At 40.8% G+C, this 12897-nt stretch carries 7 protein-coding genes; 4 read left to right on the top strand and 3 right to left on the bottom strand.

Annotated features, from left to right (window positions below):
- The first annotated feature begins 44 nt into the window (after positions 1 to 44).
- Positions 45 to 2474, top strand: coding sequence for a zinc-dependent metalloprotease (locus tag H5180_RS13210; RefSeq protein ID WP_182758368.1), 2430 nt, complete (start codon positions 45 to 47; stop codon positions 2472 to 2474).
- Between the two features lie 104 nt (positions 2475 to 2578).
- A complete protein-coding gene (locus H5180_RS13205) occupies positions 2579 to 3352 on the top strand; it encodes a YggN family protein (protein WP_149983146.1) in 774 nt (257 codons plus the stop codon).
- Between the two features lie 66 nt (positions 3353 to 3418).
- On the opposite strand, the gene H5180_RS13200 is transcribed toward H5180_RS13205, so the two are convergent.
- Both H5180_RS13200 and rsuA read right to left on the bottom strand, forming a co-directional pair.
- The gene (locus H5180_RS13200) at positions 3419 to 5089 is read right to left on the bottom strand and encodes a methyl-accepting chemotaxis protein (protein ID WP_182739842.1); all 1671 of its coding nucleotides are present in this window, start codon (positions 5087 to 5089) and stop codon (positions 3419 to 3421) included.
- 83 nt (positions 5090 to 5172) lie between these two features.
- Complete coding sequence (gene rsuA / locus H5180_RS13195; RefSeq protein ID WP_145234749.1) at positions 5173 to 5871, bottom strand: 16S rRNA pseudouridine(516) synthase RsuA; 699 nt, start codon at positions 5869 to 5871, stop codon at positions 5173 to 5175.
- Between the two features lie 58 nt (positions 5872 to 5929).
- On the opposite strand from rsuA, the gene zapE reads away from it, so the two are divergent.
- Positions 5930 to 7042 carry a cell division protein ZapE gene (gene zapE / locus H5180_RS13190; protein WP_182734533.1) on the top strand — a complete coding sequence of 371 codons (1113 nt, stop codon included), beginning with the start codon at positions 5930 to 5932 and terminating at the stop codon, positions 7040 to 7042.
- A gap of 113 nt (positions 7043 to 7155) precedes the next feature.
- Here the strand turns inward: zapE and H5180_RS13185 are convergent, their stop codons facing one another.
- Positions 7156 to 10182, bottom strand: a complete 3027-nt coding sequence (locus H5180_RS13185; RefSeq protein ID WP_145234753.1) for a TonB-dependent receptor domain-containing protein — start codon at positions 10180 to 10182, stop codon at positions 7156 to 7158.
- 571 nt (positions 10183 to 10753) lie between these two features.
- Here H5180_RS13185 and H5180_RS13180 point away from each other — a divergent pair.
- Positions 10754 to 12895: a winged helix-turn-helix domain-containing protein gene (locus H5180_RS13180; protein ID WP_182758367.1), complete on the top strand. Its 2142-nt coding sequence runs from the start codon at positions 10754 to 10756 to the stop codon at positions 12893 to 12895.
- Positions 12896 to 12897: the final 2 nt, after the last annotated feature.

The raw sequence follows: 12897 nt of genomic DNA, 5'->3' as shown, positions 1-12897 counted from the left end.
CACACCTTAACCGTATTTAAAACGCGAATAACAAAGATAAGATTATGCAAAAAATACCATTGATACGTTACATACTCTTTACTGTGTTGCTAACTATGATAACCCAAGCGCACGCAGCAATTAAGTCTATTAATGATTTTACTGAACAAATGAATCATTTTCCGGGCTACTTCTCTTTTTATTACGACACTCAAAACGGTAAAATTTATTTAAAAGTTGATAAACTCAAGCAGCAATTTTTATTACAGCAAAGCTTGCCTTATGGTGTCGGCTCTAACGATATTGGCCTTGATCGCGGCCAGTTAGGCAATACGCATCTAGTACAGTTTGAGCGCTTTGGCGATAAAGTGATGTTACGGGCTATTAATACCTACTACCGTGCAAATACCAGCAATAAAGCCGAACAAAAAAGTATTCAAGAAGCCTTTGCATCAAGTATTTTAGCGGGTTTTAAAGTGGTTGCACAAAGCCCGCAAGCTGTCTTGATTGATTATACGCCCTATTTACTGAGCGATGTACATGGTGTGGGTCGAACGCTTGCTGCACGTAAACAAGGCAATTTTAGCCTTGATGAAAGTCGCAGTGCAGTAAATATGGATCGCTCAAAAGCGTTTATGAAAAATACTGAACTTGAAGCTGTACTGACATTTAATGGCACTCAACCGGGTGAGTATATTCGTCAGGTCAGTGCTGACCCTTACGCATTAACCGTGCATATGCATCACTCTTTAATACAGTTACCTGATGATAATTACACGCCACGTGCGTTTCATCCGCAATCAGGTTATTGGAGTATTGAACATAAAGATTATGCCGCGCCATTAAGTGAATCAATGTTGGTACGTTATATTCCGCGTCATCGTCTAGCGAAAAAAGACCCAAGCTTACCTATTAGCGAACCCGTTGAGCCGATTATTTATTATTTAGATCCTGGCGTACCAGAGCCGGTAAAAACAGCGTTACTCGATGGCGCAAAATGGTGGGATGATGCGTTTTCTCAAGCGGGTTATAAAAATGCATTTATTGTTAAAGTGTTACCAGATAACGCGGATCCTATGGATGTGCGTTATAACGTGATCCAGTGGGTGCATCGTGCAACGCGCGGTTGGTCTTATGGCAGCTCGGTGATCGATCCGCGTACAGGTGAGATTTTAAAAGGTCACGTTACATTAGGCTCACTGCGTGTGCGCCAAGATATTTTAATAGCTGAAGCACTTGCAGCGCCTTATTTAGAAGGTAATGAAGTGGCAAAAACGTTACAAGCAATGGCACTTGATCGTATTCGCCAGCTCAGTGCTCACGAAATTGGTCACACACTTGGTATAGCGCATAATTTCTCTGCGTCAGTGGCTGATCGTGCTTCGGTGATGGATTATCCGCACCCACTAGTGGGCTTTAATGACCAAGGTGAACTCGATGTGAGCCGAGGTTATGCACAAGGTATGGGGCAGTGGGATACGCAAGTTATAAAGTACGGTTACAGTGATTTTCGTAACCTTGATGAAGATGCAGAACTAAGTGCAATTTTAGCGGATAACCAAGCTAAAGGGCTGGAGTTTATTTCTGATAGTGATGCACGAGCGCAAGGTGGCGCGCATCCAACAGCACATTTATGGGATAACGGCAGTTCGCCAAGTGAAGAGCTATTAAGAGTGCTTGACGTAAGACAACAAGCACTCGCTAAATTTGGTATTAACAATATCAAAGAAGGAACCTCACTATCTCAGCTAGAAGAGATGCTGGTGCCGCTGTATTTATTCCATCGTTATCAGGTCGAGTCTGCTGTAAAACTGATTGCAGGTGTTGATTATGATTACGAAGTACGTGGTCAAGGTATGGTAAAAGGTGCACAAGTTGTTGCAAAGGCAACTCAACAGCTCGCTTTAAAGGCCATCTTAACTACCCTAAATGCTGACAATTTAGTATTACCAGAATCAGTGTTAGCGCTAATTCCACCCAAGGCCTATGGCGAATCTAAAAGCCGAGAAAGCATTGTTGGCCGCACTGGCTTAACCTTAGATGCAATGGCGCTACCCGAAGTGGCTGCACAACATAGTTTAGCGTTATTGCTAAATAGCCAACGATTAAATCGTTTAGCACAGCAACAAGCGCGCAGTGATGCATTTTTTAGCTTAGATGAACTGCTTGCAAAGGTTTATCAGCAGGTGTTTTTGATTCAGAGTAAAAAAGGCATGGCAGGCAAAATCACTCAGCGGGTGCAGTTATTAACAGCAAAGCAGTTTGCTGATTTAGTCGCCAGTGATAAAGTTGCTCCAGAGGTGCAAGCTCAGTTGCGTTATTACTTAGTAAAACTGAGTAAGGCGTATCAGCAAGAGTCTTTACTTAGCAGTGCTGATGTTGGTGAAAGTGCGTTTAAGCAATACTTAGCCGATCAAATTAAACAGTTTCTGGCTACCGGCAATTGGCCTACAAATTTTACTGTATTACCAATCCCACCAGGATCACCAATTTAAATGTTATCTATAAGGCCCTAGAAGCTAGGGCCTAGTTTCTCTTGCATAAAACTGGTTTTTTGTTAACCTAGCCGCCTTCCATTTTTAGTCTTTTTGAGGTGTTTATGGCGTTTTTATCTCGTTCGATATTGGCGATGTCCATAGCACTATCAAGTCTTAATGTCAGCGCTAAAGCCGTGTGCGAAGTAGAGCTAAGGCATGGTTTGATCATCACTGATGATGTCATTCGTATTGTTGATAAGGGCCAAACCCGCGTACAAATAAATAATGATAATCAACTCTTTATCCGTGGCTATTGGATTGATCTAACGTCAGATGAAACCCTAGTGTTAAAACAGTTTAGCGCGGGTATTCGCGATACGGTGCCTGAGTTGGTAGAGTTGGCAACTGACGGTGTTAATCTTGGCTTAAGTGCGATAGAGCAAGTTGTTGAAGGTATGTCGGACAAAGAGTCGGAAGTGCTAAAAACGCAACTGCAATATGTTGAGCGCGCTTTAATGGATAAATTTAAACGCGGCGATGATTTCTTTTTTATTGCCCCACAATCACTATCCAAAATTGATGATTTTTTTACCGAAGAGATCAGTCAAAAAATTCACTCTGCAGTTCATGGCTCTCTCGGCGCTATTTTAGTTTCTCTAGGTGATGCATTTAAGTCCCGCGAAGGTAATATTGAAGATCGTATCAATGACATGGGACAGCGCATGGATATTATTTCAAAAGAAATCGATAAGTCATTGCAGAAAAAAGCTCAACAGTTAGAGTTAAAAGCCTCAGAATACTGTGAATGTTTAAACTCGCTTGATGTCACCGAATCACGATTACAAATGATAGTACCAAGTATGGCTGATTTTGATTTAGTACAAATTAAATCTTAACTTAATCAATTCAATTAAAAAGCCCGCGTAATTAACGCGGGCTTTTTAGTTTTAGGTAACCAATTACTAGGATCTAAACTTGCCGGTTTCAGCTTCTAAATCGCTAGTCAGCCCTTTTATCAAGTCCGTTGCGGCATGGGCTTGATGCGATAGGTCTGCGGTCTGTGAGGCGGTGTCAGAGATGGTCACAATGCGTCTTGCTGTGTCTTCCCCTGCATCGAGCTGCTCTTTAGCTGCAATGGCTATTTGATGGCTCATTTGTGCTATGGCACTCAAAGATGCAGCAACACGCTGCAACTCTTCACTGGCATCTTTAGATTTCGCTACGGTTTGTTCACTGGTGGCAATACTTAAGTTAACTGAAGTTTTTGCATCTTTAGTGGCGGATTGTAATTTACCGATCATAGTACGAATTTCTTCTGTGCTAGTTTGCGTGCGCTGCGCTAGTTGACGTACTTCATCCGCAACGACCGCAAAGCCTCTTCCTTGTTCACCGGCACGGGCAGCTTCAATGGCTGCATTGAGTGCTAACAGGTTAGTTTGCTCGGCAATACTTTGAATAACAGTAAGCACATTTGCAATATTATTTACTTCATCATCAAGGAGTTGGATGTTATTACCAGCGCTGTCAATTTGTTGCTCTAAAAGAGCTATGGTATTTGCTGCCTCAGCAGTTAAATGACTGGCATTTTGTCCTTGGCTTTCGGCTTCTTGTACTGAAAAGGCGGCTTGCTCGGCATGCTCAACCACTGTTTGCGCAGAGGCTGTTAGCTCAGTGATAGCTGATGCGACCATATGGGTTTCTTCGTTTAGGCTGCGGGTCAGTTTATCAAGCTCAGTTGAGCGGGATTCGTTATCTAAACTCTGATTTTTTAGACTATCAGTAACATCTTTAATACTGCCAACTACACCCCGTAGCCCTTGTTGCATATAGTGCATGGCAGCAATAATGCTTTCAGGTTGGGCGTCAGTACGAATATGCGAATTTAAGTTACCACGAGAAACTTGCTTAACAATACCAATTACCTCAGTGACTTCACCGCCTAACGCGTTGCTTAAAGAAATACCAAAGCGAGCAATTGCAGCAGTTAAAGCAAGGGCAATAAGTAGTGATAAACCTAGTAACCATTTAGCGGTATTCCAGTAACGCTGATCAACTTCTTTTTCGCTGATCCCGGTACCAACATACCAACCAAAGTAAGGGGTTTTTTGTACCACAGAGGTTAGGTCAACGGTTTCACCATCACGGACAGAATCCCAATGATAAGTAATAATTTTGTTGGTTTGATTACCGACTAATTGTTCAACCATACGACCAATACTGTTACCGCTGGCATCTTTGAAATCATTAAAACTGGTGTTGTGTAGCTGCGGATCGTGCGGTGTGGCAATAAAGTCGAGTTTATCATTCACTACGTACACATATTCACTGTCGTGGTATTTGTTTTCACGCAACATTTGCGTGGCAAAGTCACGCGCTTGTTGCTCGGTTAGTTGCCCATTTTTAGCAAGTAACTCAAATTGCTCGACAATATTTGTCGTGCTTTTCATGAGTTGATTGATACGGGCAATATTATCGTTTTCACTAGCGTGACGAAGAGATTGTAAGCCCAGTAATGCTATAGCATTGAGTGCTATAAACATTGCTCCAGCGAACAAGATTATTTTAGTTCTTAATGCTAAACCTGACAGCACATCGAGCCCCTTATTATTGTTATGACCATGATTTTCTACCATGTTTGTCGGCCAGATGTTAGCTTTAATTAACAATAATATGGGAATTAGACGTGACTTTTACTCAAGTTTCCATTACGGGTAAATTAAAGCGTGATTTCTGCTGCGCTTAAGAGTCGATATTCTCCGCTAGCAAGAGCCTCATCAAGCTCGATATTTGCTACTTTTTCTCTATGTAATTCAACGACCTTATTGCCTACTGCAGCGAGCATGCGTTTAACCTGATGATATTTACCTTCGCAGATCGACAGACGCATACGATATGTGGCAAGTTGCTCTGCAATTGCGGGTCTGGTTAGTTCTTTTTCGTTGTGTAATTGCACTCCTTGGCGAAGTTTTTCCAGCGCATCATCCGTTAGAGGTTCTTGTGTTTCAATCAGGTAAGTCTTAAATTTGTTATGTTTTGGGGAGGTGATTTTATGTGACCAATCGCCATCATTGGTAATGATCACAAGCCCAGTTGTATCGAGATCAAGCCGACCTGCAACATGAAAATCACTCATGTTAGGTTCATCGAGTAAATCAAATACCGTTGGGTGTAACTCGTCACTGTTGGCGCATACATAACCGACCGGTTTATTCAGCATATAATAGCGTTTACCTAGAAAAACTAGCGGCTTACCTTGCCATAATACGTTATCTGTCGCTGTGATTGGATGATCATAAGCGCTGATCACCTCGCCATTTACGCTGGCATCTTTACGCTTTATTCCTGCTCTCGCTTTGGTGCGTGGCGTTTCTGCTAGATGGCTAATAAATTTATCTAGGCGGCAAGGGAATTTCATTGGGTTCACACTTCTAGTCGACTACAATGGCGGCGAGTATAACGGATCGTGATAACGCATGACAGTACACAGTGGACAAATATTAGCATATTATCAACAGCAAATAGCCACCGGTAAATTGCAATTTGATGATGCCCAATTAGCAGCGGTGAATGCACTAGACAATCTCGCAATTGCCATTGATAAACCGCATCATTGGTGGCAAAAATCGGTATCTTTGCAAGGCATTTATTTGTATGGACCTGTTGGACGGGGTAAATCGATGCTAATGGATGTGTTTTTTGAGACTGTAGCAATTAAACAAAAAACACGTTTACACTTCCATCATTTTATTGCTCAAGTACATACTCGTCTAGGACAGTTGCAAGGGGTTAAAAACCCGCTGGATAAAATAGCAAATGAGTGGTCAGAAACGCTTAAATTAATTTGTTTTGATGAGTTTTTTGTCTCTGATATTGGCGATGCTATGATCATGGCCGGCCTATTTAAAGCCTTGTTTGCCAAAGGCATCATTTTGGTTGCTACGTCAAATTGTCAACCTGAGCAGCTTTATTATAACGGCTTGCAGCGAGCGCGCTTTTTACCCACCATAGCGTTAATTAAAGCGCATTGTCATATTATTAATGTCACAGGCTCTGTTGACCACCGATTTCGTTTTGGTAAGCACGCAACTCATTATTTTAACAGCTCGGCTAACTCTGAACTGGATGCTGATTTTTTGGCTTTTGCAGATAACTTACAAACAGCAACTGATATTTCTATTTACGGGCGTAAACTGGCGTGTTTAAGGCTCAGCAATAATGCCATTATGTTTGATTTTATGGCGTTGTGCTCAGGCCCGCGTAGTACCGCTGATTATATTCATTTAGCAAAGTACTATCAGCGTGTGTATATCTGTAATGTGCCAGTAATGGGCGCTGCGGCAACAGGTAAGCAAATAGTGCATGGTATTGAAGATAGCTATCAGCGTGAAAAACAAGATTTACAAGAACATACACTAGACGATGAAGCGCGACGCTTTATTGCTTTAGTGGATGAATTTTACGACCGTGGCAAGTTATTGATACTGAGTAGCGAGGTTGGCATTGCTGATTTATATCAAGGTAAAAAGCTGGCATTTGAATACGCACGCACCGAGTCAAGATTAATAGAAATGCAAAACTGGTTCTAGGTTTAAATAAAAAAGGTACGTTCTTGCGATACGTACCTTTGACAACAACCTAGTAGTTATAAAACTAACGAATCATTAACGCTTCGTTAGCAATAAATTTTAGACGCTATCATTTAAAAACTATATTGCGCACCTAAGTACATATAACGACCAGTACCACCGCCATATCCACTGTAATAATTACCGTTGCCACTTGGGTAGAATGCGCCTTTATTATCAAATATATTATTAATTCCACCAAACACGCGTAAGTCGCTGTTTGAAGTTAAGGCCATAGTGTAAGAAGCTGATAAACTATGCTTTATATATGAGCCGTAGTCTTGATAAGCAAGAGGCTCTGGGTTGGAAATACAGTCTGCACTTGCAGCGGCACAGTTTTCATTGTTTTCTAACACGGCCGTTAGGTAATCTTTTTCATCTTGTTGATCGGCTTTAAAAGAGCCCAAGAAGTTGGTACGCCAACGAATACGCAAGTCATCCAAACTCCATGCAATTGACATCGCGGCTTTGTCTTTACTGCGACCATATCCAGCATAATGAGTAACTACGTTATTGCCATCTAAACCTTCATAGGTTTGTGAGTTTTCAATAACGTGATTGTAGTCAAGCTTTAAAGATACTTCGCCATAACTACCAATATCAAAATCATAAGTCGCGACTACATCATAACCACGGGCTGTCAGCTCATCTAAATTATATTCACGCTGTAGAATTTTGATAATGTTACCTTCGTTATTTCGGGTGATATCATTACAGAACTCATTATTGCTACCCCAAGCTGCTTCAGAATCGTAACATTCATTCATAATATTTTCGTTACTGATCTCATCAATCGCATCAATAATGGCAATATCGTAGTAATCGATGGCGAGATTAAAACCACGGAAAAACTCCGGTGATAGTGTTACACCAAAGGTATAGGTATCGGCCGTTTCTTCTTTAAGGTTAGGGTTACCTGTACCTGGAGAATAATTGTTATCTTCGCTGTCGAATTTAAAGTTAGGATCCTCAGCTAGCTGTTTAGCAAGAGTTGGCTCTAAACGACAATTATCATGACCTGGCTTAGTTGAGGTCGCCGTTAAGCCATCACAAATATCATCATATGAGTCGAAATCGCCACGCGGTGGAGACATCAATTCGGTAATCGTTGGAGCGCGCTGTGCGCGAGCATAATTTGCGCGTACCATGTAGCCATCAACTGGCTGCCATAGTAAACCTAGTTTATAGCTGGCTACAGTATTGACGTTTTCCATGCTGTAATTAGCTAAGCGTAACGAGGTTTCAGCGGATAAGCTTTTTGCAAGAGGGGCATCTTTTAGTAGTGGAATCGCCAATTCTGCAAAGGCTTCATAGACTTCAACTTCACCATAAAACGAAGGAACAACGTTAAACGTAATACCGCCAACTTTCATGTCCTCACTGGTATCTAAGCTTTGGCTATCTTTACGATATTCGCCACCAAATACCGCAGAAACACTCCCTGCTGGTAATTCAAATAAATCACCTGTGATGTAACCCATCACTGTATATTGCTGAATCTTTGTATCAATAATCGGGTTGCTACGGATCCAGTCGGCCATATCTGGAGTAATTGAACCTTCACCAAATAGATTGATTGGTACACAGCCTGCTGCACGGGCTGCTTCATCTATACATTGAATAGAGCCATCAGCAAGTTTCTCCGCTTGTAATGCTTGATTTAAATTTATTACATTCAGTTCATTATTACGGATTTGATGCTGTTTAAATTGCCCATATCCGGCTGATACATCCCAATCCCATTGGTGATTAAACATAGTACCTTGTAGGCCTGCCCATGTCCGGATAGTGGTACGGTCATTATCAGTACTGATATTACCGACTTCGCCAAAGCGACGATCCCAATAAATGCGGTCTTTGTATGGATTTGCGTCTAAGATTTGTTGTGGCACATACGGGTTATTAATTGGAATGTAGCCCGGTGCGATATCTGCGATTGGATCGCCTGTTACAGCATCATAACGCGGTACGAATGCACCCTCATATTCATCTTCAGGTGACTTACTGTTGAACGAGCCACTTTTACTATATTGCAGTTGGAAGTAACTCATGATGTCGTCGCTGATATCAAAATCGATTTTTACAGCTGTTGACAGGTTATCACTTGGTACATCCAGCATTACGTACTGATTTGAGTTAATACCGTATATTTCTTCATTGCCTTTCCAGTCATCACGCAGTGTTTGACCGTCATACCAAAATTGCGTTTCGTTGTTATTGTTTTCTAGAAAAACGCCGCCTAAGGTGCCATCACTTTTACTTACCCAATCAGCTTGAGTAATGTCACGCATACATTTAGAGCCACTTTCGGTCATCATTTGATTGCACATAAGAGTGTTATTATAGCTATGTGCGGCTTCTATTTTTGCACGATCGCGATCATAGTAACTAATGCCAAAATCGCGGTCCCAGTTAGCACTAAAAAACACATACCCTTTATTATTAGCAAATGAATCGCCGTAGTTTAAATCAAGAGTAAACTCTTTACCGCCACCTTCAGTGGTTTGGCCACCACGAGCCTGAAAATCAAAGCCTTCTTTTTTTGATTGGGTAATTATATTGACGACCCCAGCGACTGCATCGGCTCCATAAGTTGCAGATGCGCCACCACTGATTATTTCAACACGTTCAACCATGCCACTTGGAATGGTATTTAAGCTTACATAGTTACCGCCGTAGCTATTTGACACTACACGGCGACCATCAATAAGAGTAAGGGTACGATTAGCGCCTAAGTCACGTAATTGAACGGTTGAAAGGCCAGTGCCAGAAATACTCGATTGACTTGTATTGTTGCCTATACTTTGGCTAAGTGCAGGCATGTTATCAACAAGAACATCAGATAAGTTACCTAAACCAGTGTCTTGAATCGCCGCGCGATCCATAGTCACTAGTGGTGTGGCAACAGAAAAACTATCACGCTTTAAGCGAGAGCCAGTCACCACTATTTTTTCAGGGGCTTCTTGTTTCTCTTCTTTTATCGTTGTTTTATTTGGCGTTAATTGATGTTCAATTTGTTTATCATTTGCAATTAATTGGCCTGAAAAGCTTGCTGTGATCGCCAGTGCTAATGCGCATTTTTTTGTTAATATACTGCTCACAGATTTCCCTTACATATTGAATCTTGATAAAACTAATGTATTAGTAATCTTTGAAGGGCAGTTCAAAGTACAGCAACTAATGCATTAGCGAATGGGTTTATACCCAAACCAGCTCAGATGTGAGTTTCAGTTAGAATTAAAAGCGATTTAGGCAAGGCATTGATTGGCTCTATTGTTAAAATCAATAACGAAGTATAAATCCGCTTTTAAACCAACCCTTTGGGCGTTTCACAGACACTTACTCTCTTGTTAAAAGGGACTGTCATTGTTGCAAAGTAACGCCTTGATATTAAGCTCCTGTAAAACACTGAATTCTGCATCTTGAGGTGATTTGGGTATATTCGTGAGTTGTTTTAAATAATCGTGAACAAAAACACAATGAAAGGTATCTCGTTTATATCCCTATTTTACATCTATTTTATATCTATTCCTTTATTATCATATGGTTGAGTTTATTCAATCGAATGGTTGGTAAATTGTAATTATGCTGTCTATCGCGTTATTTTGCTTTTTGTGCCAATAAAAGGTTAACCTTCTAGACTTCTAAATATAAGGTGTAAATACGTTATTTATGAAAACTAACCAGTCATTTTCCTTAGGGCAGTGCGAAGTTAATACAATTGAAAATAAGCTGTTATGTGGTGAGAGTGAATGTGTATTGCAACCTAAATTTGTCGAGTTGCTGTGTTTTCTTGTTATGCGTTATCCAGAACTTGTTACTCGTGAAGATCTAATCGATGGTGTCTGGGATGGTAATCAATTTGTCGGTGAAAAAGCGCTGACCAATGCAATCTGGCATTTGCGTAAAACCTTTAAAGAACTAGACCCTGCTCATGCTTATATTGCTACAGTTCGCAAAACAGGCTATCGCTTGGCACAGCAACCAGTATTTTTAGATACTCAAAAGCTAAAATCAGAAGTAAAGCCGCAGTTAACGCAAATAAAAAAGAGTAAACAAGTACTTTTTAGTAGTGTTAAAATTGCAGTCATGGTGGCTACCGTTATGGTATGTCTTGCGTTTTTTTATTTTAAGCGGCAAATTCCGAGTCTTGAGCCGTTAAAGTTCACATCTTTATCTGAACATGTTGAAACCATTACCACGAGCCCAGGTCGGGAGTTATTTCCGGCAATTTCAAACGACAGCCATTTTATTGTTTATTCTTGGCGTCGCCCTGGACAGCAAGCAAACCTTTATCTTCGAGATTTATTTTCACCTGAACAAGCGGCTATAGCCTTAACTGAGAGCTCATTTCTTGAGGGACGTGCTGTATTTAGTCATGATTTAAATAATATATTTTATTATCGGCGAGATGAGCAAAGGCAGTGTGAAATAGTTAAACAAAATTTAACGACAGCAGTAACAAGGGTGTTGGCAACATGCGGTCAAGGCCGAAGCACCGATCTTGATATTAACGCCGCAGGTAATCAGCTGGTATTTATCAGTGATGATAAAAATGATCACGCACAAACACAGCTAAATATTGTTGATCTTCAATCAAGTGAGTTAGCAATAACACGAGTGCCTTGCTCTGGGAACTGTGATTTTAATGATGAATCAGTGGTATTTTCGCCGGATGGTAAACAGCTCGTGGTATCGCGAAATTTAGCCTCCGGCTACGAAGAGCTATTTTTAGTTGAAATTGCTACTGGCAATGCTAAGCAATTGACCTCGGGATTTGTTGATATTCGTGGTGTGGATTGGCACCCGAGTAAAGATTTGTTGGTTTTTTCTGGGGTTGATCAAGGTAAGCGGCATGGTTATTTTTATGAATTAGCAACTGGGCGCTTAGTTGATGCGCACATTGACGGATTAAGTTATCCAGAATACAGCCAAGACGGCAGTTTGTATTTTCACCAATGGGATATCGACTCTACGCTGATGCGAGTTGAAACAAATAATGTGGTGGCGAGCTCTCCATTTCCTGTTTTATCTACACATTTTAATACGCGTTTTCCTGATTACAGTGCTACTAAAAATAAATTGGTATTTGTGTCAAATGAATCAGGCACGACAGAGTTGTGGATTGCCAATAAGGATGGCACACAACGCAAGAAACTAACTCAGTTAAATGCCACTATTTATAGTCCTGTTTGGTCACCAGATGGACGTTATATAGCATTTGTCGTATCTAAAAATGAAGTGAATAGCCTTCGAATTTATGATTTTAATTCACAAAGTAGCAGCCAAATAAATACAGGCCTTAATTATCATGGCAAACCAAGCTGGGCGCCGGATAGTAAGAGTATATTGACCTCAAATAATAATGAGTTATACCGGTTTAATCTCAAAGGCGATAATTTAGGTAAAGCGATTGAGCAATCAACAATGTATGCGTATGAGGATAAGCATGGAGCGTTAATTTTTGCAGATATTGCAGCCAAACAATTATGGATAAAACAGCCTGATAGTGGCCATGCGCAATTACTTGTTGAATCTATTAATTTGTCTAATCATTCATCTTGGTACTATGTTGAGGGAGCAACTCAGGCGTTATCAAGAGTATATTACTTCAATGTAGAACGGGACGATTACCGTTTGAGTTATTATGATTTTTCTACGCAAAGTCAGCATGATTTGATGCGTTTACCTGAGCGTGCATTTAGCCGCAGCTCAGGTTTGACCTATATCGAAAATATAGGCTGGTTAGTGTATACCTCGTATAAATCACCACAAATTGATATTAAGCGTATTAAAGCTGAATATTTACCCTAGAG

The sequence above is a fragment of the Pseudoalteromonas sp. SR41-4 genome, from assembly GCF_014163985.1.
In the GTDB taxonomy this organism is placed as follows: domain Bacteria; phylum Pseudomonadota; class Gammaproteobacteria; order Enterobacterales; family Alteromonadaceae; genus Pseudoalteromonas; species Pseudoalteromonas rhizosphaerae.
The sequence above is the reverse complement of the archived record's forward strand: the minus strand, read 5'-3'. Positions and strand labels throughout refer to the sequence as shown.